Genomic DNA, 20,873 nt, shown 5'->3' on the forward strand with positions numbered 1-20,873 from the left:
AACGTTTCTTAACCTTTCCGCGCAACTTAAGCGCAGATAGATTGATTCGGCAGGAAGCATCAATAACTAATTAAAGGTTTTGTACATCATGAGCATCACAACCAAAGACTGGACAGCACAAATCGCTACACGGGAACCTAACGCGTATTTACGCGTCACTGGAGCGATATCCGGCCCAAGAGTAAAATTGGTGCGCAGCCTAAGGCAAGTCAGCAATTATGATCTTCGTCTTGATCTTGAAATTGACCTTTTAAACGAAGATACGCTGCATATCGTAAGTGACTTGCCAATTGAATATAAAGCCATGGGCAACCATAACATTACAGGCGTTAGCATATTCTATGAAGGAAATCTAATTCACCACATCAATAAAATTCTGATCACATATTAAAAACCATGTGCCTTGTGACTTCCCGTCAGGCTTCCATGAAAAACCCGACGGGAAGCCAACACTTCAATTTATGCATTGCTCGCTTAGCAGCGCCGCCAGCCCATCCGCCTCTATCGGCCGACTGATGAGATACCCTTGCACTTCATCGCAGTGCTCATTCTTGAGGAATTCAAGCTGCTCGCGCCGCTCCACTCCTTCAGCCACTACCTTCAACGACAATCCGTGTGCCATGGCAATGATTGCTCGGGTAATCGCCGCATCCTCTGTGCCCTCTCCCAGGCCGCGAATGAACGCCTGATCGATCTTCACGTAATCCACCGGAATGCGCTTGAGATAGCTCAGGGATGAATAGCCGGTGCCGAAATCGTCGATGGCCAGTTTCACGCCCAGATCGCGCAGTTGCTGGAAGGTCGCAATGATGTGCTCGACGCTGTCCAGCAACTGGCTTTCGGTGAGTTCCAGCTCCAGGTAATGCGGTGCCAGACCGGTCTCTTCCAACACCTGCCGCACCAGACTGACCAGCTTGCCCTGGCGCAACTGATGCACCGACAAATTAACGGATACCCGAATCGGCTCAAGTCCCAACCGTTGCCACTCACAGGCTTGCCAGCAAGCCTGGCGCAGCACGAATTCGCCGATGGGGCCGATCAGCCCGGTTTCTTCGGCCAGGCCGATAAAGTCTCCCGGCGGCACGCGGCCCATGGTCGGGTGATCCCAACGTACCAAGGCCTCGGCGGCATTCAGCTTGCCCGTGGTCAGGCACAGTTTCGGCTGGTAAAACACCTTCAACTGCTTCTCCTCAACGGCTTTACGCAGTTGGTTTTCCAGCTGCAAGCGCTCCAGCGTGCTGGCTTGCAGGCTGTCGGTGTAGAACTGAAAGTTGTTACCACCCAGGTGCTTGGCGTGTTGCATGGCCATGTTCGACTGGCTGACCAACGCGGAAATTTCCCGGGCGCTGTCCGGCAACAGACTGATGCCCATCGACGCACTGACCACCAATTCGTGCCCCTCGACGGTCACCGGCAACCGCAACTTGTTCGCCAAGCGTGTCGCCACTCGCGCCAGGCTCGACAGGTTGCCGTAGGAATTGAACAGCACGGCAAACTCGTCGCCGGACAAGCGTGCGATGGTGTCTGCTTCCGGCAACGCGTTTACCAGGCGCCGGGCCATCTTCTGCAGCAACTGATCGGCGACTTCATGACCCAGGCTGTCGTTGAGCTGCTTGAAGCGATCCAGATTGATGTGCAGCAACGCCAGGCTGCGATAGCCACCCTGGCGCACCCGTTGATGCGCCTCGCTGAGCCGTTCGCGGAACATGGAGCGGTTGGCCAGGCCGGTGAGTTCGTCGTAATGGGTCAAGTAGCGCATGCGCTCTTCGGATTCACGGCGAGCCGAAAGATCCGCGAAGAAACCGACAATATGGCTCACATGCCCCCGTGTATCTCGTACGGTATTCAGCTGCAGCCATTGCGGGTACATCTCGCCGTTCTTGCGGGTTTCCACCAGTTCGCCCTGCCAGCTGCCGTGCTGTTCCAGCGCTTGGTGAATCGCGGCGTAATGACGGCGAGCGTCGCGGCTGCATGGCAATTCAACGACGTTGCGACCGAGCATGTCCTCGATCTCATAACCGGTCACGCGGCTGAAGGCCTGATTGATTGCGATCAAGGCGTAATTAGGATCAAGAATCACAATGCCTTCACTGGCCGCCTCGAACACCATCGCCGCCAATTGCTGCTGCTCTTCAAGTGCCTTGCTCACGCTGATGTCGCGGCGAGTGCCGACCATGCGTATCACCCGGCCGTTTTCGGCACGCTCGACCGCCCGTCCGCGGTCCTCGATCCAGACCCAGTGACCGGCAGCGTGTCGCACGCGGTACTCGATCTGGTAATCCTCGGTGCGGCCCTTCAAGTGCTCGACCAGTGCCCTTCGAAGGGCAGGAAGATCCTCGGGATGCAGGCGTGGCTTGAGGTGGCGCAACATCGCGGTCACGTATTCCGGCTCCAGGCCGAATAGCTCCTGAATGTGTGTGTGATGGACTTCGTCGGTTTGCAGGTTCCAGTCCCACAGCCCCAGCTCACTGGCCTTCAAGGCCAGCGCCAAACGCGCCTCGCTCTTGCTCAGCGCGTGGTTGGCGGCGTCCAGCTCCAGGCTGCGCTGGGCGACGCGGCTTTCCAGATCGACCTGGATTTCACGTAACTCGTCTTCGGCACGCCGGCGCTGGTCGATTTCCCTGGCCAGCTCTTTATTGAGCTGATCGCTGCGGTTTTGCGCCTGCTGCAGATGCTCGATCAGCGCCTGATTCTGGAAACGTCGCAACAAGCCACTGTCGATCAGCCGATTGACCTGCCAGGCGACCACACTCAATGCACCCAGCAGGATCAGGCCAAACCAGCCCCACCCCTGTTCCTCCCCCCAGAACATGTAGGCAATGGCCGGCAACAGACAGGGCAAAGTGAACGACAGAAACCCCGGCAGGCTGACGGCGTAGGCCACGCTGGCCGACAGTGCCGCCGCGCCGATCAGACCGAAAACCCAGGCTTGCTGAATGAAATTGTCGGCGGGAACCAGGGCGATACCGGCGCCGGCCAGCGTCAGGCCGGTGAGGCCAGAGCCCAGCAAAAACATGCGCCGCCAGATCGGATGGGCCTGACGGTTGGGAATCGCCGAATCGAAGGCTGCAACCTGTATCACTCGCAACGCCACCAGCGACAGCAGCCAGACCAGCCAGACGGTGACCAGGAAGTAGCGCTGCGGACTCCATAGCAAGCCGGCGCAGACCAGACCGTTGATCAGCATGAACAGTGTGGGCAGCAATGAGCCCTGATACAGCAGGCGTGTGCGTTCGACCGCCATTTCCATGGCGTATTGCTTACGGATAACCCGGGGCTCCACAGTGGGGCCCGACAGGTCGGAGCTGAGGGTCATAGGCGATGTTCTTGTTCTTATAATGGTGAGCATGAGCCCGAAACGTCGACGGAGCATACACAAGCCAGTGCCCGGACCAAACTGCTTCAGATCAAAAAACAGGCAAAAGCATGGGGCACCCGACTCGACCTTACAGCCGCCAGACTAGAGCGGCCAACGCTTGCAGACGATGACTGACCGGTCGTCCCGCGCGCATCTTTCATCGGCTAAAGCAAAGGGGGGTTTGCCCGGTGTGGCGCGGCCCCCTAGAATGCCCCGATGCGCGATGATCTCTCCCTTCTGCTGAACTCCCTCAACGATGCCCAACGCCAGGCTGTAGCAGCCTCCGTGGGTCGTCAGTTGGTCCTGGCCGGAGCTGGTTCCGGTAAAACCCGAGTGCTGGTGCACCGTATCGCCTGGTTGATCCAGGTCGAAAACGCGTCGCCCCACTCCATCCTGTCGGTGACGTTCACCAACAAGGCGGCTGCCGAAATGCGCCATCGCATCGAGCAGCTGATGGGTATCAACCCGGCCGGCATGTGGGTCGGCACCTTCCACGGCCTGGCGCACCGCTTGTTGCGGGCGCACTGGCAGGAAGCCGGGCTGAGCCAGACCTTCCAGATTCTCGACAGCGATGACCAGCAACGGCTGGTCAAGCGGGTGATCCGCGAGCTGGGCCTGGACGAACAACGCTGGCCGGCCCGCCAGGCCCAGTGGTTCATCAACGGGCAGAAAGACGAAGGTCTGCGCCCGCAACACATTCAAGCCAGCGGCGATCTGTTTCTGGCGACCATGCGCAGCATCTATGAAGCCTACGAGGCCGCCTGCCTGCGCGCCGGCGTCATCGATTTCTCCGAATTGCTGCTACGCGCCCTCGACCTGTGGCGCGATCATCCAGGACTACTGGCGCATTATCAGAAACGTTTCCGGCACATTCTGGTGGACGAGTTCCAGGACACCAACGCCGTGCAGTACGCGTGGTTACGCCTGCTGGCCAAGGGTGGCGACAGCCTGATGGTGGTGGGCGATGACGATCAGTCGATCTACGGCTGGCGTGGCGCAAAAATCGAGAACATCTACCAGTATTCCGAAGACTTCCCGGATGCCGAAACCATTCGCCTGGAGCAGAACTATCGCTCCACCGCGGGCATCCTCAAGGCCGCCAACGCCTTGATCGCCAACAACACCGGGCGCTTGGGCAAGGAGCTGTGGACCGATGGCGGCGAAGGCGAAGCGATCAACCTGTACGCTGCGTTCAACGAACACGACGAAGCCCGCTACGTTGTCGAAACTATCGAAAGCGCGCTGAAAACCGGCCTGGCTCGTAGCGATATTGCGATTCTGTATCGCTCCAACGCCCAATCGCGCGTTTTGGAAGAAGCCTTGTTGCGTGAGCGCATTCCGTACCGCATCTATGGCGGTCAGCGCTTCTTCGAACGGGCAGAAATCAAGAACGCCATGGCTTATATGCGTTTGCTTGAAGGCCGTGGCAACGATGCCGCGCTGGAACGGGTGATCAACGTACCCGCCCGCGGCATCGGCGAAAAAACCGTTGAGGCGATTCGCGACCATGCGCGCCACAGCGATGTGTCGATGTGGGAAGCGATGCGCCAACTGGTGGCCAACAAGGGCCTGACCGGTCGCGCGGCCGGTGCACTCGGCGCATTCATCGAACTGATCGAGAACCTCGCGGCCAAGTGCATGGAAATGCCGCTGCACCTGATGACCCAGACGGTCATCGAGCAGTCAGGGCTTATTGCCTACCACCAAGCGGAAAAAGGCGAGAAAGGCCAGGCCCGGGTAGAAAACCTTGAGGAACTGGTCAGCGCCGCGCGCAACTTCGAAAACACTGAAGAAGACGAGGACTTGACGCCATTGGCGGCGTTCCTCGGTCACGCGTCGCTGGAGGCTGGGGATACCCAGGCCGACGAACACGAAGACAGCATTCAGCTGATGACCCTGCACAGCGCCAAAGGCCTGGAATTCCCTTATGTGTTCCTGGTGGGCATGGAAGAAGGCCTGTTCCCGCACAAGATGAGCCTGGAAGAACCCGGACGCCTTGAGGAAGAGCGTCGTCTGGCTTATGTCGGCGTCACCCGTGCCATGCAAAACCTGGTGATGACCTATGCTGAAACCCGACGCCTGTACGGCAGCGAGACCTACAACAAGGTGTCGCGCTTCGTACGCGAAGTGCCGAAAGGTCTGATCCAGGAAGTGCGGCTTTCCAACAGCGTCAGTCGTCCGTTCGGTGGCAACCAGTCGATGAGTGGCAGCAACCTATTCAGCGGCAGCGAAATCCCGCAGACCGGTTTCAGTCTCGGTCAGGCGGTACGGCATTCGGTGTTTGGCGAGGGTGTGATCCTGAACTTCGAAGGCGCCGGCGCACAGGCGCGGGTTCAGGTGAACTTCAGCGAAGGCAGCAAGTGGTTGATGCTGGGGTATGCGAAGCTGGAAGCGATCTAACAGGGGTGCTTCTGTGGGAGCGAGCCTGCTCGCGAATGAAAGCGCCCCGGTCTATCTGGAAACCGTGGCGTGGCTATCGCGAGCAAGCTCGCTCCCACAGGTTCGTCTTAATTAAGGAAAAATCATGGGCTCGGGCTTTTTCTCTTCCTGGACATTCTGGGCCCTGTTGTCAGCTGCATTCGCGGCGTTGACCGCTATTTTCGCGAAGATTGGTGTCGAAAACGTCAATTCGGATTTCGCCACCCTGCTGCGAACGGTAGTGGTCCTGGTCAGCCTGGCCTTGATTTTGTACGCCACGGGCCAATATCAAGCATTAGGATCGATCTCTGCCAAAAGCTATCTGTTCCTGCTGTTATCTGGGCTGGCCACCGGCGCATCGTGGATTTGCTACTTCCGCGCCCTTAAAGTCGGCCCTGCGTCCCTGGTCGCTCCAGTGGATAAACTCAGCGTGGTACTGGTGGCTATGCTCGGCGTGTTCCTGCTGGGTGAAAAACTCGACCTGCGCCAATGGGGCGGGATCGGTCTGATCACGGCCGGGGTGGTGATGCTGGCGCTGCGACGCTAGGTATCCCTCCTACAGAACTTACCCACTTATCCTACAGACCAAAGTGAACAAGCCTTATTGCGCTGACCGAAGCTGAACCGAACCTGTCAGGCAAAAGCCCGAAACACTCTGCCGCTAGCCAGTAACACTTCAGCTGTGCAACATGGCGCGCGTGCCTTCCACAAATGGGAATTCCCTTTATGAAACGTTTTCTTAGCATCGCCATGGCGTTGTGCATCGGCCTGACGATGAGTCTCGACGTCAATGCCGCCAAGCGCTTCGGTGGTGGCAAAAGCGCAGGCGCTGCGCCGACTCACCAGACCAGCCAGATGGCTCCATCTTCTCCAGGCATGGGCGGCGCTGCGGCGACCGCTGGTGCTGCCGGTGCCGCTGGCGCCGCTGCCAAGGCCGGCGGTGCTTCGCGCTGGCTCGGCCCTCTGGCCGGCATCGCCGCCGGTGGCCTGCTGGCATCCATGTTCATGGGTGGCGGCTTCCAGGGCATGCAGATCTTCGACATCCTGATCATGGCCGTCATCGCGTTCCTGATCTTCCGCTTCATCGCCGCCCGTCGTCGCAAGCATCAGGAGCAATATGCCCCGGCTGGCCACGCACCGATGCAGCGTGAAGCGTTCGAACAAAAGCCTGCCGGCGGTTCGATTTTCGGCGGTTCGGCTGCACCCGTTGCCGCCCGTCCGGTGATCAATGCGCCAGCCTGGTTCAACGAAAGTAACTTCGTCGAAGCGGCACGCAATCACTTCCAGTCCCTGCAACAACACTGGGACGCCAACGAAATGGACAAGATTGCCGAGTTCGTCACTCCGCAAATGCTGGAATTCCTCAAGCGCGAACGTGCCGATCTGGGCGACGGCTTCCAGTCCACCTACATTGATAACCTCAATGTGCAGCTGGACGGTGTGGATGATCGCGCCGACAAGACCATCGCCACCCTGACCTTCAGCGGCGTGTCGAAAACCTCGCGTTTCGACCAGGGCGAAGTGTTCAGTGAAAGCTGGAACATGGAACGTGCCCAGGGCGAAAACCAGCCTTGGCTGGTGGCAGGTATCCGCCAGAACGGCTAATCACCCTCCACGCACGATTCGTTATAAAAAACCCCGGCTTGCCGGGGTTTTCTATTTCGCGGTTGCATCTATAGCAAGCTACTGTATAAACCGCCCCATATAAACCGCGCCATTCAAGCAAGAGGATCCCGGACGTGGAAGAAATCATCGAACAACTGCGTGAAGCCAACGAACCGGTACCGGTCCCCTTGGAGTTGCCCGACGAAGATCTGCTGGTCGAAATCGAAGAGCAACTGTTCATCGACATCCCCTTCGTCTTCAGAGAGTTTTTGCTGACCGTCAGCGACGTGGTCTACGGCAGTCTGGAGCCGGTGACAGTTACCGACCCGCAATCCCACACCTACCTGCCGGACGTTGCCGCCAACGCCTGGGACGCCGGTGTCGACCGCAGCCTGATCCCGATCTGCCAGGACGGTGACAACTACTATTGCGTCGAAGAAGACGGCACCGTGGTGTTGTGGTCCGCCGAGGAAGAACTGGTCACCGAAGAAACCTGGGAGTCGGTGTGGCACTGGGCGCGGGACGTCTGGCTGGAAAGCTGAGTCAACTGACGACCCACCGGGTCAGTGCCCTGGCGAATCCTTGTGATTGTCCAGGGTATCCAGCAACGCCACCTGCATGCGCGTGTGGACGCGGATAAACCAGCGCCACAACAGCGCAGCCACGGCGGCCGCCACCACGGCGATCAGCACCAGCAACTTGTTGGTCGGCAGAATACTGGCCGACAAGGCTGCCAATAGCAGGAAAATCACCAGCAGCGAGAGGATCGGGATCACTTCGGAGATCACCCGGCGCACTCGTTGCGTGTGGCGCCCGGCCATCTGCGGCTTGACCCCCATTTCCGCCAGCAGCATCGACAGCGCCTTGAGCTTGCGATACGCAGCAATCAAGAACGGAAGCGAGAGCAACAGCGCCGCGCCCCAGATCAAGGCTTTCTGCCAACTCGGGTCACTGATCCAGCCTTGCAGGTAAGCGGACAAGCGTTCGGCGAAGTAAGCACCCGCGAAGAAGATGGCGATCACCAATGCCAGGTTGACCCCTACTTGCAGCAAAATCCGTCGAATCATCGAGGCCAGCAATGCGCCTTCGCCCTGCGGCTGGATGCTGCGCAGCCATTCGCCATACATCCCCAACACCCGGCCCAGTCGCTGCGGCATCACCGCAGCCAACTTGATCGACAATGGGTCCGCCGCGCGGATCAAATAGGGTGTCAGCAACGTGGTGAGCACCGAAACCGCCACGGCCACCGGGTAAAGGAAGTTACTGGTAACCTGCAGGGTCATGCCCAGCGAGGCGATGATGAAGGAAAATTCGCCAATCTGCGAAAGCCCCATCCCGACGCGCAGCGAGGTGCGTCCATCATTGCCGGCGATAAAGGCACCGAGACCGCAAGACAACATCTTGCCGAGCACCACCGCTACCGTGATCACTGCGATTGGCCAGGCGTATTGCAACAGGATCATCGGGTCGAGCATCAAGCCGATCGCCACGAAGAAAATGGCGCTGAACAAATCGCGAACCGGCTCGATCAGGCGCTCGATCTTAAGCAACTGCCGGGATTCGGCCATGATGGCGCCAATCAGGAATGCGCCGAGCACCATACTGTATTCGAGCTTGACCACCAGCAGACAGAAGCCAAAACAGAGCCCCAGCACCGTAATCAGCAACATTTCGTTGCTTTCGAACCTGGCCACATAGGCCAGCAATCGCGGCACCAGCAAAATGCCGATCACCAGCGCGACGATCATGAACAGCGAGAGCTTGCCGACGGTGGAAAACACTTCGCCTGAGCTGACCGTGCCACTGACCGCAATGCTCGACAGCAAGGCGATGATGCCGATGCCCAGGATGTCTTCAACGATCAACACACCAAAAATCAGCTGGGCAAAGCGCTGGTTCTTCATCTTCAGATCGTTGAGTGCCTTGACGATGATGGTGGTCGAGGAAATCGCCAGGATCGCGCCGAGGAACAGCGAGTCCATGGTGTTCCAGTCGAACCAGCGGCCGATTTCGTAGCCGATCCAGATCATCAGCACGATTTCCAGGAACGCCGCGATAAACGCCGTGGCGCCGACCTTGAACAGTTTGCGCAGGCTGAACTCCAGGCCCAGGCAGAACATCAGGAAAATCACCCCGAGCTCCGCCAGGGTCTTGATGGTCTCTTCGTCGTGAATCAGGCCGAACGGCGGGGTGTGCGGGCCGATGATAAAGCCGGCGACGATGTAGCCCAGCACCACCGGCTGTTTGAAGCGGTGGAAAAGCACGGTCACCACACCTGCGACCAACATGATCACTGCCAGATCCTGAATAAAACTGATGGCATGCATGGTATGTCGCTCCTTGGGTGGCTTCGCACAATCGCAGACGCGGAAAACGTCCGTTCGAACAGAGTAAAAAATCCGCTTTCCGCGCAGGAGTTTTCCCTTTGGGATGGGCTTTTGCAGGGTAACACCGCGACTTCCAGCAGAAAGGCGGTGCAATATATGGAAACAGATCGATCCGGCGTGACGGCGGCTCCCCGCCTGGCGTCCCGATAACTGTTGGTTTGAAAAAACCACGCGGGCACCCGCAGAGGTGCGTCCCTCAAACCTTGCCTTGATCCGTGAGAATGCTATGGAACCCGGAAACGCCCAGCTGTCGATGACGGTATTGATGACCCCCGACATGGCCAACTTCTCTGGCAATGTTCACGGCGGTACCCTGCTCAAGTACCTCGACGAAGTCGCCTACGCCTGCGCCAGCCGCTATGCCGGCCGCTACGTGGTGACCCTGTCGGTAGACCAGGTGATTTTCCGTGAGCCGATCCATGTCGGCGAACTGGTGACCTTTCTGGCTTCGGTCAACTACACCGGGAATACCTCGATGGAGGTGGGCATCAAGGTGGTGACCGAGAACATCCGTGAGCGCTCGGTGCGCCACACCAATAGTTGCTTCTTCACCATGGTCGCGGTGGATGACCAGCGTAAACCCGCCCCGGTGCCACCTCTGCAACCGGACAACAGCGAAAGCAAACGCCGCTACATCCAGGCCCAGCAGCGTCGTCAGATTCGCCAGGAGCTGGAAAAGCGGTATCAGGAAATCAAGGGCGATGCCTGACGCGTTCGATCGTTAGATCGCTTTCGCGGGCAAGCCTCGCTCCTGCATTAGCGGGTCGCACACCAGACATGCGAACGACTCAACATTGCAGGAGCGAGGCTTGCCCGCGAAGCTTTTAGAGGCTGATCGAGGTCGCTTCGAACCGCACCCGCGGATGGGCAATCCGGTCCTGCGCCCGCACCAGTTCCAGCTCGTAGCTGGCGCAGGCCTGGGTTTCCAGCAACACCTCATGCACCGCCGACGCCGCGAATTCAAAAGCGGCCACCAGGCTGTCCCCCAGCAGCACGCGCGCGAGAAACAATCCAGAAGTCAGGTCACCAACGCCCACCGGCTGACGCGGAAACGCCAGCAGTGGACGTTGCAGATGCCAGCTGCCTTCGGCTGTCACCAGCAGCATTTCGAAGACGTCCGGTGTTTTACCCGGGTAGTCCAGATGTTTGACTAGCACCGCTTTTGGCCCGCGCGCCAAGAGCGCCCGCGCCATTGCCAGGCAATCGAACAGTGACTGTGGCTTGCGCCCGGAGAAACTGTCGAGCTCCAATTGATTCGGGCACATGAAGTCGGCCACCGCGGCGGCCTCCTCCAGCAGGAAATCGCTGACTTCCGCCGGTACGCTGCAGCCCTTTTCCGGATGGCCCATTACCGGGTCACACAGGTACAACGCCTTGGGGTTCATCGACTTGATCCGCGCCACACCCGTGAGGATGGCACGACCCTGGGCCGCGCTACCGAGGTAGCCCGACAACACCGCATCGCAATTGCCCAGCTCGCCAATGGCCGCGATGCCTTCCACCAGGTCAGGAATCTGGTGCGGGGCCAGCACGTCGCCGGCCCATTGGCCGTATTGGGTATGGTTGGAGAACTGCACGGTGTTGAGCGGCCAGACATTCACACCGACCCGCTGCATCGGGAAAACTGCGGCACTGTTGCCAGCGTGACCAAACACCACGTGGGACTGGATAGCGAGCAAATGGGGCGTACGTTTCATGCGGTGAGTTTCCGTAAAACGATTGAAATTCAAGCAGCGCAGTATGCGACTAAACACAGCCTGTACGACAGACCGGCGACGCAGTTAAGCTGACACTCTCTAGTTGGAGCGCCCTGTCGATGCTGACCCTTGGAAATATATTCGTGCTGATGCTGCTGGCCACTGCTGGCGCCTGGCTGTGGCACAACCACGGATTGCGTGAACGTGCGCTGGAGCGGGTCAAGCAGCATTGCAGCAACCTCGGAATCGAGCTGCTGGATGGTAACGTGGCGCTGAAAAAAATCGCATTCATCAAGGATGCCAGCGGTCGGCGGCGCCTGGCCCGTGTGTATGACTTCGAATTCACCGTGACCGGCGAAACCCGGCATAACGGCACCATCACCCAGTTCGGCCCCCACAGTGCGCAGATCGAGCTGGCGCCCTACCCGATGCCGTTCGACGAAACACCTCCCGTCGCCGATGTGGTCAAGCCAAGCGCCAATGTGATCGAGCTGAGCCATTGGCGGCAGGAACATAACAAGTGGCGGCCATGACAATGGAGGTCATCCGTTAAATCCATTCGTGGGTAAGCCCGCTCCCGCACTTAACCCCTGTCGGGCACACATTTTGTGTTCACAGGGGATCCACTGTGGGAGCGGGCTTGCTTGCGAAGAGGCCTTCAGCATCAACACGCAAACCCGCTAACTCGACTGAACCCTGCATCCCGCCAAACCGTTACGCAGTGAATCAACCTCCTGCGGCTCACTGAAAATCAGTTCAAGCCGCGAATCCTGCCGCCACTCACTCGGCTGCCATTCAACCCTCGAGTTATCCACTGCATTCGCCGATATCCACCCATCGACACTGTGGATAACCAGTTTCGCCCGCAGCCAGGCAAGACTTCCAAGCCATCGGGCAACAAGCGTCGCATCGAATACCTGGCTCGGATGCCAGCGCCAGCCAATGCTCCAGCCGCCCTGCTGTTCCTGACTCAAGCAGATCGGCTGTGTCGGATCAGTCCAGATTGCCGGGACCTGTGCCAGTCCCTTGGGCACGACCAGGTTATCCACACCCGCCACGCCCCGCGCGGCCAAACCGGGTAATTCGCTCAATGGTAGCGTCGCTTGTTGCGTCCAATACAACGGACGCTCCGGTAGCTGCATGGCGAGGCGCTGGCGATCGGCCTCCTTGAGGTTTTCCGATTTGTTCAGCAACAGCAGTCCGGCACCATTCAATGCTTCCTGTTGTGCCTGCGGCAGCGTCTTGCCGGCCGCGAGCGCCTGAGCGTCCAGCACCAGTACACAAGGCAGTACGCTTAGTACACCTTGCCAGGGCGCTTCACTCAATTGCCTGAGCAACTGCACCGGATGCCCCAGCCCGGACGGCTCGATGAACAGGCGGTCCGGCCGCGCCTTGCGCAGCAATCGGCCAAGCCCGATCTGAAACGGCGCGCCGTTGACGCAACACAAACACCCCCCGGCCACTTCCCCCAGTGCGATACCATCGGCATCGCGGGTGAGCAGCGCAGCGTCCAGGCCGATTTGGCCGAACTCGTTGATCAATACCGCCCAGCGCTCACCGTCCGGGCGTTGCGCCAGCAGGTGCTTGATCAGGCTGGTCTTGCCCGCCCCCAACGGACCGGCAATGACATGGGTGGGAATGTTCTGCAACATGATCGAGGATTTCTGAGGAGATAAAGATGCGGTGGATGGGATTGTCGTTACTGCTAGCGCTTGTTTGCGGCGAGGCGCTGGCCCAAGCCTGCGTCGTCCATAGCCAGGCGGAGCGGCTTGACGTGAAAGTCTGTCAGCAGAATCGCAACATCCCGGAAAAATTGTTCGCCGATGGTTTCTGCCAGCCAAACCTGGCCGGGCAGAAAGTCGAGGTGCAATACGTCGATCAATGCCCCGGCGGGGCATTCGGCGTGTGCAGCAACGCCCAGGTTGCCAATATGCCTTACCGGCAAGATATTCACTATTATGGCGTAGCCACGGATACGGCGTATCTGAAGCCGTTTTGCGAAGCCCAGAGCCAGGGAACCTGGCTCAAGCCTTGAACCGCAAAGTCAGCCAGTGATGTGTCAGGCGGCCTCATCAAACCACGGGCCGAACGGATCCGGCAGCCATTGCCAGCCCTCTTCACCCATCGCCATTTCATCATCGGTCAGCAAGCAATCGTCGAGCTCGGCAGTGAGTTGCGCAAAATCGATGTTCTGGCCGATGAACACCAGTTCTTGACGGCAGTCACCGGTGACGGCGGCCCAGTTTTTCATGATGAAGGCGGTGCTTTCTTCGTCTTGCGGCCACTGATTCTTCGGCACAAAACGCCACCAGCGCCCGGCATACCCATGCCGCATCAACCCACCGGCCTGGGACCAGCTACCGGCGTCCATGTGTTTGCTCGCCAGCCAGAAAAAGCCTTTGGAACGCAGCAACTTGCCATTGAGCCAAGGGCGGTCGATGAAGCTGAAGAAGCGCTGAGGATGAAAGGGACGACGCGCGCGATAGGCGCCGGAAGCAATGCCGTACTCCTCGGTTTCCGGTATGTGTTCGCCGCGCAGCTCCTGCAACCATCCCGGCGCCTGCGCAGCTTTCTCGAAGTTGAAGCGGCCGGTATTGAGAATTTTCTCCAGTGGCACCTCACCCATGACCATCGGGATGATTTCAGCCTGTGCATTGAGTCGTTCGAGGATTGCCATCAGCTCCTGGCGTTCACGGCTGCTGATCAAATCGATTTTGCTGATCAGGATCACGTCGGCGAATTCGATCTGCTCGATCAACAGATCGGTAATTGAGCGCTCATCCTCTTCGCCCAGGGTTTCGCCTCGGGAAGCAAGGCTTTCGGCGGCCTGATAATCGAGCAGGAAATTCACGCCATCGACCACCGTCACCAGGGTGTCGAGCCTGGCGATGTCGCTGAGGCTCTGGCCGTTTTCATCGCGGAAAGTGAAGGTTTCCGCCACGGGCAGTGGCTCGGAAATACCCGTGGATTCGATCAATAGATAATCAAAACGACCGTCCCGGGCGAGCTGACTCACCTCCTCCAGCAGATCTTCGCGCAGGGTGCAGCAAATGCAGCCGTTGCTCATTTCCACGAGTTTTTCTTCTGCACGATTGAGGCTGACATCGCGTTGGACTTCGCTGCCGTCGATGTTGATTTCACTCATATCGTTGACGATGACAGCGACCCGCAGATTACTTCTATTACGTAGTACGTAATTCAAAAGTGTACTCTTTCCAGCCCCTAAAAAGCCCGACAGAACGGTAACGGGGAGACGATTGGGCATCAGATATTCCTCACAGGGTGCCCGGTCAAATCGTCGGGCTTGATTAGATGTTATAGTATAACAATACAACCACGCCACTCCCTGTTGCCCACAACGACAAAGGGAACGATGCTGGAAGCCGTCTCCTGTTGGTGAGAAATGCTATGCGTTATCCCCTGAAATTCGTGCTACTGGGCGTTTCACTGCTGGTTGCAGTGGATGCCAGCGCGCAGATCCCGACTCTGGCCAATTGCACCCGCAGCGCCAACCTGCTGGCCTGCGTGGATGGCGAAGGCAATGCCTACAGCGTCAATACCGCGGGCAGCACGATGTATTTGCGAGGCTTCGAAGCAGCTGGAAAGCGTTTCTGGGCACAGACCAACAGCCGCTATGGCCAACTGACGTTTTTCACCGGAATCGCCTCTGACGGTGAAGCGTGGGTCGGTTACAACCGGCGCGTTGGCTGGACCACGATCAATCGGTTTTCCAGCTCCGGTGGCAGTAGCGGCAAATTTACCTGTAACCGGATTGCCGGCTGTTAACCCCGCTGGCCAGATCAACTAAAGAAGGACCGCACCCTGGCTGATTAAAGCCTGCTCAAGAAAAAAGCGTCGTTGATTTTATTGTTATAGTATAACATCTTAAATCAACTCCCTCGATGGACCTGCTCATGAATGCGCTGACTCTGCCGGATGTTGCCTCGCAGGCCTCAAGCCAAGCCTTGCCACTGGAGTGGGTTGGCATGTGCGGCATTGCTCTTCCTGTTTTGTTTGACAGCACACGACTGACTGCAACAGTCGACGCCGGGGTAAGTCTCGATAACGGCGAGGCACGCGGTATTCATATGTCGCGACTCTATCTGGCGTTGGAATTACTCGAGCAGCAGCCCCTTTCGCCCGATCTGCTCCGGCGAGTTCTGTTGAGTTTCCTGAGCAGCCATGAGGGGCTGTCAAACAACGCGTACCTGAACATTCACACGGATTTTCTGCTGAAAAGACCCGCAATGATCAGTCCCTTGGCCGGCTGGAAAACCTATCCCGTCAGCATCGAGGCCAGTTTGAAAAACGCGATGTTCCACGTGGAACTAAAAACAGAGATGTCTTATTCCTCTACGTGCCCCTGTTCAGCGGCGCTTTCACGACAACTGATCCAACAGCAATTTGTCGATGATTTCGCCAACAGAACTCTCCAGCACGCCGACGTGTTGGCCTGGCTCGGCTCCTCCAGAGGCATCGTTGCGACACCGCACAGTCAGCGCAGCACCGCGCAGTTACGCCTGAGCCTGGATGACTATCTGGATGCCCTGCCGCTGATCGCTCTGATCAATGACGCCGAAGCCGCCCTCGGTACTGCGGTGCAAACGGCGGTGAAACGCGCTGACGAACAAGCCTTCGCATTGGCCAATGGCCAGAACCTGATGTTCTGCGAAGACGCCGCACGACGCTTGAACCTGGCCCTGAAACGCTCCCACGGCATCAACGGTTTTCACATACGTGTCGTTCATGCCGAAAGCCTCCACGCCCATGACGCCGTCGCCGAAAGTCGCTGGAACTGGGAGGCCGCATGATCCGTTGTCGGGCGTTACGGCCACCGACGTCGCCGTGCCGATCCCCCGGATGCGGCACGACAAAGGTCTACATGACAACGACCTGGGTTTGCCTCTAATGTTGATGCGCTAGCGTGTGTGATCGAAGCACCCGAGAACAATAACCATGATCCAGATCACCCTGCCCGATGGTTCATTGCGTGAGTACGACCAGCCGCTGTCCGTACATGAAGTTGCCGCGAGTATTGGCCCCGGGCTGGCCAACGCAGCGGTAGCGGGTCGGGTGGATGGCGAACTGGTGGACTGTGAATTCATGATCAGGACCAATGCCCGGATCAGCATCGTGACGCCGCAGGAACCCGACGGGCTGGAGATCCTCCGTCGCTCCTGCTCGCTGATGCTGGCGATGGCGGTCAAGCAACTCCATGCCCATGCCCAATTGCGAACGGGCTCGGCATTGGGTGACGGGTTCTATTGCGAGTTTGCTGTCGAGCGCCCTCTGACGACGACAGACCTGCCACTGATCGAAGCACGGATGCAATCGCTGGCGGCCACCAACCATTCGATCCGTCGCAGCTCGACGCCCTCTCCATCGGCACCATCCGAGTCTCTGTCACTGTACCGCCTCGGTGACACCGAATATTTGACGACGGGTCCGCATGTTCCCACCACCAGGGTATTGCAGGCATTTGCCCTCGATCACGTCAGCGGGACCTTGCAGCAACGCATCTACGGCACATGCTGGTCCAGCCACCAGGAGCTGCAGCAGTGGCGCCTGCCGCCCCTCGTAGTGGTCGTGAGCATGGATGATCGTCAGACAAGCTATGCACACGCGGTCACTGAGCGCCTGCGCCGCAGTGGCGTGCGAGCCCTTGCTGATCTGCGAAACGAGAAAGTCCACTGCAAGATTCGCCATCACAGCCAGACAGTGCCGTACCTGGTGGTAGTCGGAGAGAAGGAACAGGCTGGCGACTTTGTCAGTGTTCGCGGTCGCAGCGGGGAAGATTTCGGCAGGATGGGGGTTGAGGCGATGTGTGAGTGGTTGGGTCAGTCCTGGATGGCGGGTGTCTGAACAGAAGCCTTCGCGGGCCGGCTCCGCTCCTGCAGGACTATAGCAATCCATAGGAGCGAGGCTTGCCCGCGAAGCTTTTAAGCTCTTGGCTTAACGGTACCGCAATCCTGCCCCAGCCACACGGCGCGACTCTCGAGGCTACCCTTTTGCTGAATGCCAGTGGCATTGAACGTGCCGTTGACCTTGGTGGTGAACTCACGGTCACTGAGGAAGGTGGCCACCCCCGCACCCTGCGCTTTCGGGCAACTGAAGCGGAATTTCCACTGGTTGCCGGTTCGGTCGGTAATTTGCTGCTTGCAGCCGGATTGCGGGTCAGTCAGCGGGATGTCGTCGGTCTTGACCTGCTCCGGCGTCAGGCACGCGCGAATCCCTTTGCCACCCATGGTGATGCCCTGTTTTTCCAGCTGCGCACGCTGTTCAGGGGTCATCTGGCTTTGTAGCTGCCCGAGGATCAGTTGCAGATCCGGCATATTCTGGTCATCGACCTTCATGTTGCTGGTGGTCAATTCCCACAAACCTGGTTGCAGCATCTGCGCCTGAGCGGCCACAGGAAGTGCCAAACCCAACGTAATGGCCAAACCCAGCAGACGAACATTCATCGTGTAACTCCTGATCAGTAGTGGCCGTTAGACGTCAGCCACCGGCTTCGGTTCATGGGCCAATTAAATAGCGACATTCTGCCCGGAACATGGTCTGTTAGGCATTGAATCTTCAGGAGCAAGGCTGCCCCCCATGGATTATTTTGGCCCCCATATCTTTGGCTACACCGTCGCATTGCTGCACTCCTTGGGTACGATCGCAGCGATCCATGCCGTATTGACCGTTCGAACCGCCCAAGGCTCGATCGCCTGGGCCTTGTCACTGGTCTTCATGCCCTACCTGACACTCATCCCCTATCTGGTATTCGGTCGGAGCACCTTCGACGGTTACATCAAGGCGCGACGCCAGGCGAACGAAGAAATGCGCAAGGCCATCTCCGAGCTGAACTGGCGGCCCTGGGTCGAAGAAGCGCTCACCGCCCGCGCTTCCAGTGCCTATGCATCGCTGCGGGCAATGCCGAAACTGGGTCGCATGCCCTGCCTGGCAAACAACGAAGTGAAATTGCTGATCAATGGCCGCGCCACCTTCGATGCGATCTTCAACGCCATCCGCCAGGCCAAAGAAGCGGTGCTGATCCAGTTTTTCATCATTCATGACGACCGTCTGGGCCAGCGCCTGCATAACCTGCTGCTGGAGAAAGCCGCCGAAGGCGTGGCGGTCTATCTGCTGTATGACCGGATCGGCAGCCACTCTCTGCCCCACCAGTACGTGCAGGCGTTGCGCGATGGCGGCGTCGAGGTCAAGGCTTTCGCAACCCGTAGCGGTTGGCTCAACCGCTTTCAGGTCAATTTCCGCAACCATCGCAAGATCGTGGTGGTCGATGGCATTCTCGGCTTTGTCGGTGGGCACAATGTAGGCGACGAATACATGGGCGAGAAACCGCCCCTGGCGCCCTGGCGCGATACCCATGTGCAAGTACGCGGGCCAGTGGTGGCCTGCATGCAGGAATCCTTCGCCGAAGACTGGTTCTGGGCGGCCCGTAAGTTGCCCCCCATGATTCTGCCGCAGGTGTATCCGGACGACGGCGTACTGTGCCAAATGCTCGCCAGCGGACCGGCGGACTCCTACGAGACCTGCTCGCTGTTCTTTGTCGAAGCCATCCACGCGGCGACCGAGCGGGTCTGGATCACCAGCCCGTACTTCATTCCTGATGAGGCGGTTTTCGCCGCCTTGCGCCTGGCGGTGTTGCGGGGTGTCGATGTACGGATTCTCCTGCCATCACGGCCCGATCATCGTATCGTCTACGCGGCCTCGAGCCTGTATGCCTTTGAAGCGGTGCGCGCGGGCGTGCGGGTGTTCCGCTACGAGCCCGGTTTCCTGCATCAGAAGGTGGTATTGATCGACACCGAAATCAGCGCTATTGGCAGTGCCAACATGGACAACCGTTCGTTCCGGTTGAATTTCGAAGTGATGTTGCTGACCGTCGACAGCGTGTTTGCCGGCAAGGTGGAGCAGATGCTCAACGATGACTTCGCCCAGGCTCACGAAATCGCTAAAGAAGAAGGCCGGGAAACCGCACGCCTGCGACAGCTTGGCATGCGGATCGCCCGGCTCATTTCGCCGATACTTTAAGGGTTGTAAATGTCGTCCCGTGTCCACGGCAGTTCATGGCTGCCATCGGGGTGCGCCTTGACCGCCAGGATCTGGTGCAGGTTGATCCAGCCCCTGGCGAACGCATAGGCGCAGCCCGCCAGGTACAGGCGCCAGATCCGCAACGCTTGTTCCGGCACCAGTTTCGCGGCGGTCTCGAGGTTGTCTTCCAGGCGCTCGCTCCAGTGATCCAGAGTGCGAGCATAGTGCAGGCGCAGGCTCTCGACATCGACGATTTCAAGCCCTGCTTCGCTGATCTCGGCAGAGATCATGGACAGGTGCGGCAACTCGCCGTTGGGGAACACATACGTCTCGATGAATTCACCCGCACCGCGCCCCACCGGACGGCCATCGGTGTACTTGGCGGTGATCCCGTGGTTCATCACCAGGCCGCCCTCTTTCACCGCACCGAACAGGGTTTTGCAGTACTCGGCCAAGTTTGCATGACCGACGTGTTCGAACATGCCGACACTCACAACCTTATCGAAACGACCATCCTGAGGCAGGTCACGGTAGTCGAGCAACTGCAGCTCGATCATGTCTTCCAGACCTTCTTCCTTCACCCGTTCCCTCGCCAGGGCAAGCTGCTCTTTACTGAGGGTAATGCCAAATACCTTCGCGCCGAACTCACGGGCCGCATACCGCGCCAACCCGCCCCAACCGCAGCCAACATCCAGCAAATACTCGCCAGGTTGCAGGCGCAACTTGCGGCATAGATGACGGAACTTGGCTTGCTGGGCCTGCTCCAGGGTTTCGCTGCCGGTCTCGAAATAAGCGCAGGAATAAGCCATGTCGCTGTCGAGCCATAGCTGATAGAAGGCGTTGGAAAGGTCGTAGTGATACGAGATCGCTTTGGCGTCTGTTTCCTTGTCATGCGCGGTGCGGATCGTCTCACCACCGTCGTCTTCGTCCACCAGTGCCTGGCTCCATTCATCGCAGACGCGGATCACGTCGCTGATGGAACCTTCCAGCTCAAGTTTTCCTTCGACAAACGCCGCCCCGAGCGCATTGAGGCTGGGTTTGGTGAGCTGGGTAACCATTTTCGGGTCCTTGACCACAATCGTGACGCTGGGCGTCGGCCCCAGATTGAATTCATGGCCGTCCCAGAGTCGCAGGCGTAGCGGTAACTGCAGATTCTGTAAGGCCGGTGGAAGTTGCGCGAGCATGGATAATCCCCCTTGTTTCAGACGTCTGCTGAGAGGTTAGACCATCCTTGAAAAATAGCTTCCTACCGATTTAATAGCGGATTTCCATGAAGTTATCGCACCGGAAAATCGCCGTGAATTCACAGAAATGATCGCTCTTACCCTAAATGACTACAGATTCGACGCACAGTTCTGTAAACCTTCTACCCAT

General features: G+C 58.5%; 19 protein-coding genes. 12 read left to right on the forward strand and 7 right to left on the reverse strand.

The genetic code is table 11. The features are described from left to right. Window positions 1-88 precede the first annotated feature (88 nt). Window positions 89-391: a hypothetical protein gene (locus BJ917_RS20865; RefSeq protein WP_121104333.1), complete on the forward strand. Its 303-nt coding sequence runs from the start codon at window positions 89-91 to the stop codon at window positions 389-391. A 63-nt stretch (window positions 392-454) separates the two neighbouring features. Here BJ917_RS20865 and BJ917_RS20870 read toward each other — a convergent pair whose 3' ends face one another. Further along, window positions 455-3,316 carry an EAL domain-containing protein gene (locus tag BJ917_RS20870; protein WP_121104335.1) on the reverse strand — a complete coding sequence of 954 codons (2,862 nt, stop codon included), beginning with the start codon at window positions 3,314-3,316 and terminating at the stop codon, window positions 455-457. Window positions 3,317-3,574: 258 nt separating this feature from the next. Between BJ917_RS20870 and uvrD the strand changes: the two genes are divergently transcribed. From uvrD to BJ917_RS20890, 4 genes are all read left to right on the forward strand, one after another. Continuing rightward, the gene (gene uvrD, locus BJ917_RS20875) at window positions 3,575-5,758 is read left to right on the forward strand and encodes a DNA helicase II (RefSeq protein WP_096514163.1); all 2,184 of its coding nucleotides are present in this window, start codon (window positions 3,575-3,577) and stop codon (window positions 5,756-5,758) included. 124 nt (window positions 5,759-5,882) lie between these two features. Beyond that, window positions 5,883-6,323 carry an EamA family transporter gene (locus tag BJ917_RS20880; protein ID WP_096514162.1) on the forward strand — a complete coding sequence of 147 codons (441 nt, stop codon included), beginning with the start codon at window positions 5,883-5,885 and terminating at the stop codon, window positions 6,321-6,323. 179 nt (window positions 6,324-6,502) lie between these two features. After that, the gene (locus BJ917_RS20885; protein ID WP_096514161.1) at window positions 6,503-7,381 is read left to right on the forward strand and encodes a Tim44 domain-containing protein; all 879 of its coding nucleotides are present in this window, start codon (window positions 6,503-6,505) and stop codon (window positions 7,379-7,381) included. A gap of 134 nt (window positions 7,382-7,515) precedes the next feature. Continuing rightward, window positions 7,516-7,923 carry an SMI1/KNR4 family protein gene (locus tag BJ917_RS20890; RefSeq protein ID WP_096514160.1) on the forward strand — a complete coding sequence of 136 codons (408 nt, stop codon included), beginning with the start codon at window positions 7,516-7,518 and terminating at the stop codon, window positions 7,921-7,923. A gap of 21 nt (window positions 7,924-7,944) precedes the next feature. Here BJ917_RS20890 and BJ917_RS20895 read toward each other — a convergent pair whose 3' ends face one another. After that, complete coding sequence (locus BJ917_RS20895; protein WP_121104337.1) at window positions 7,945-9,708, reverse strand: cation:proton antiporter; 1,764 nt, start codon at window positions 9,706-9,708, stop codon at window positions 7,945-7,947. A 286-nt stretch (window positions 9,709-9,994) separates the two neighbouring features. Between BJ917_RS20895 and BJ917_RS20900 the strand changes: the two genes are divergently transcribed. Further along, window positions 9,995-10,477: an acyl-CoA thioesterase gene (locus BJ917_RS20900; RefSeq protein ID WP_096514158.1), complete on the forward strand. Its 483-nt coding sequence runs from the start codon at window positions 9,995-9,997 to the stop codon at window positions 10,475-10,477. A gap of 115 nt (window positions 10,478-10,592) precedes the next feature. Here BJ917_RS20900 and pdxY read toward each other — a convergent pair whose 3' ends face one another. Beyond that, entirely contained in the window at window positions 10,593-11,465 is an 873-nt protein-coding gene (gene pdxY, locus BJ917_RS20905) for a pyridoxal kinase PdxY (RefSeq protein ID WP_096514157.1), read from the reverse strand. A gap of 119 nt (window positions 11,466-11,584) precedes the next feature. Here pdxY and BJ917_RS20910 point away from each other — a divergent pair, with 119 nt between their 5' ends. After that, on the forward strand, window positions 11,585-11,998 hold the full coding sequence (locus tag BJ917_RS20910) for a DUF3301 domain-containing protein (protein ID WP_096514156.1): 414 nt from the start codon (window positions 11,585-11,587) through the stop codon (window positions 11,996-11,998). Between the two features lie 147 nt (window positions 11,999-12,145). Here the strand turns inward: BJ917_RS20910 and BJ917_RS20915 are convergent, their stop codons facing one another. Next, window positions 12,146-13,117, reverse strand: a complete 972-nt coding sequence (locus tag BJ917_RS20915) for a GTP-binding protein (protein ID WP_121104339.1) — start codon at window positions 13,115-13,117, stop codon at window positions 12,146-12,148. Window positions 13,118-13,143: 26 nt separating this feature from the next. Here BJ917_RS20915 and BJ917_RS20920 point away from each other — a divergent pair, with 26 nt between their 5' ends. Beyond that, window positions 13,144-13,500, forward strand: a complete 357-nt coding sequence (locus tag BJ917_RS20920; RefSeq protein ID WP_121104340.1) for an NADH:ubiquinone oxidoreductase — start codon at window positions 13,144-13,146, stop codon at window positions 13,498-13,500. A gap of 24 nt (window positions 13,501-13,524) precedes the next feature. On the opposite strand, the gene zigA is transcribed toward BJ917_RS20920, so the two are convergent. After that, window positions 13,525-14,730, reverse strand: coding sequence for a zinc metallochaperone GTPase ZigA (gene zigA, locus BJ917_RS20925; protein ID WP_121104342.1), 1,206 nt, complete (start codon window positions 14,728-14,730; stop codon window positions 13,525-13,527). A gap of 143 nt (window positions 14,731-14,873) precedes the next feature. On the opposite strand from zigA, the gene BJ917_RS20930 reads away from it, so the two are divergent. From BJ917_RS20930 to BJ917_RS20940, 3 genes are all read left to right on the forward strand, one after another. Then, window positions 14,874-15,251, forward strand: coding sequence for a glutamine synthetase (locus BJ917_RS20930; protein ID WP_096514152.1), 378 nt, complete (start codon window positions 14,874-14,876; stop codon window positions 15,249-15,251). Window positions 15,252-15,379: 128 nt separating this feature from the next. After that, window positions 15,380-16,276 carry a GTP cyclohydrolase FolE2 gene (gene folE2, locus BJ917_RS20935; RefSeq protein WP_121104344.1) on the forward strand — a complete coding sequence of 299 codons (897 nt, stop codon included), beginning with the start codon at window positions 15,380-15,382 and terminating at the stop codon, window positions 16,274-16,276. Between the two features lie 145 nt (window positions 16,277-16,421). Continuing rightward, window positions 16,422-17,327, forward strand: a complete 906-nt coding sequence (locus BJ917_RS20940; RefSeq protein WP_121104346.1) for a His/Gly/Thr/Pro-type tRNA ligase C-terminal domain-containing protein — start codon at window positions 16,422-16,424, stop codon at window positions 17,325-17,327. Between the two features lie 77 nt (window positions 17,328-17,404). On the opposite strand, the gene BJ917_RS20945 is transcribed toward BJ917_RS20940, so the two are convergent. Further along, a complete protein-coding gene (locus tag BJ917_RS20945) occupies window positions 17,405-17,926 on the reverse strand; it encodes a DUF3617 domain-containing protein (protein WP_096514149.1) in 522 nt (173 codons plus the stop codon). Between the two features lie 133 nt (window positions 17,927-18,059). Here BJ917_RS20945 and cls point away from each other — a divergent pair, with 133 nt between their 5' ends. Continuing rightward, the gene (cls, locus tag BJ917_RS20950) at window positions 18,060-19,499 is read left to right on the forward strand and encodes a cardiolipin synthase (RefSeq protein WP_096514148.1); all 1,440 of its coding nucleotides are present in this window, start codon (window positions 18,060-18,062) and stop codon (window positions 19,497-19,499) included. Here cls and cfaB read toward each other — a convergent pair. After that, a complete protein-coding gene (cfaB, locus tag BJ917_RS20955) occupies window positions 19,496-20,683 on the reverse strand; it encodes a C17 cyclopropane fatty acid synthase CfaB (protein ID WP_121104348.1) in 1,188 nt (395 codons plus the stop codon). The two genes, cls and cfaB, sit on opposite strands and share 4 nt — an antisense overlap. Window positions 20,684-20,873 lie beyond the last annotated feature (190 nt).

It is taken from the genome of Pseudomonas sp. WPR_5_2 (assembly GCF_003634475.1).
Classification (GTDB): Bacteria; Pseudomonadota; Gammaproteobacteria; order Pseudomonadales; family Pseudomonadaceae; genus Aquipseudomonas; species Aquipseudomonas izuensis.

What these genes read in the sequence shown, in the direction of transcription:
- BJ917_RS20865 (WP_121104333.1), top strand. Translation starts at nt 89, where the DNA reads ATGAGCATCACAACCAAAGACTGGACAGCACAAATCGCTACACGGGAA.
- BJ917_RS20870 (WP_121104335.1), bottom strand. Translation starts at nt 3,316, where the DNA reads ATGACCCTCAGCTCCGACCTGTCGGGCCCCACTGTGGAGCCCCGGGTT.
- uvrD (WP_096514163.1), top strand. Translation starts at nt 3,575, where the DNA reads ATGCGCGATGATCTCTCCCTTCTGCTGAACTCCCTCAACGATGCCCAA.
- BJ917_RS20880 (WP_096514162.1), top strand. Translation starts at nt 5,883, where the DNA reads ATGGGCTCGGGCTTTTTCTCTTCCTGGACATTCTGGGCCCTGTTGTCA.
- BJ917_RS20885 (WP_096514161.1), top strand. Translation starts at nt 6,503, where the DNA reads ATGAAACGTTTTCTTAGCATCGCCATGGCGTTGTGCATCGGCCTGACG.
- BJ917_RS20895 (WP_121104337.1), bottom strand. Translation starts at nt 9,708, where the DNA reads ATGCATGCCATCAGTTTTATTCAGGATCTGGCAGTGATCATGTTGGTC.
- BJ917_RS20900 (WP_096514158.1), top strand. Translation starts at nt 9,995, where the DNA reads ATGGAACCCGGAAACGCCCAGCTGTCGATGACGGTATTGATGACCCCC.
- pdxY (WP_096514157.1), bottom strand. Translation starts at nt 11,465, where the DNA reads ATGAAACGTACGCCCCATTTGCTCGCTATCCAGTCCCACGTGGTGTTT.
- BJ917_RS20910 (WP_096514156.1), top strand. Translation starts at nt 11,585, where the DNA reads ATGCTGACCCTTGGAAATATATTCGTGCTGATGCTGCTGGCCACTGCT.
- BJ917_RS20915 (WP_121104339.1), bottom strand. Translation starts at nt 13,117, where the DNA reads ATGTTGCAGAACATTCCCACCCATGTCATTGCCGGTCCGTTGGGGGCG.
- BJ917_RS20920 (WP_121104340.1), top strand. Translation starts at nt 13,144, where the DNA reads ATGCGGTGGATGGGATTGTCGTTACTGCTAGCGCTTGTTTGCGGCGAG.
- zigA (WP_121104342.1), bottom strand. Translation starts at nt 14,730, where the DNA reads ATGCCCAATCGTCTCCCCGTTACCGTTCTGTCGGGCTTTTTAGGGGCT.
- BJ917_RS20930 (WP_096514152.1), top strand. Translation starts at nt 14,874, where the DNA reads ATGCGTTATCCCCTGAAATTCGTGCTACTGGGCGTTTCACTGCTGGTT.
- folE2 (WP_121104344.1), top strand. Translation starts at nt 15,380, where the DNA reads ATGAATGCGCTGACTCTGCCGGATGTTGCCTCGCAGGCCTCAAGCCAA.
- BJ917_RS20940 (WP_121104346.1), top strand. Translation starts at nt 16,422, where the DNA reads ATGATCCAGATCACCCTGCCCGATGGTTCATTGCGTGAGTACGACCAG.
- BJ917_RS20945 (WP_096514149.1), bottom strand. Translation starts at nt 17,926, where the DNA reads ATGAATGTTCGTCTGCTGGGTTTGGCCATTACGTTGGGTTTGGCACTT.
- cls (WP_096514148.1), top strand. Translation starts at nt 18,060, where the DNA reads ATGGATTATTTTGGCCCCCATATCTTTGGCTACACCGTCGCATTGCTG.
- cfaB (WP_121104348.1), bottom strand. Translation starts at nt 20,683, where the DNA reads ATGCTCGCGCAACTTCCACCGGCCTTACAGAATCTGCAGTTACCGCTA.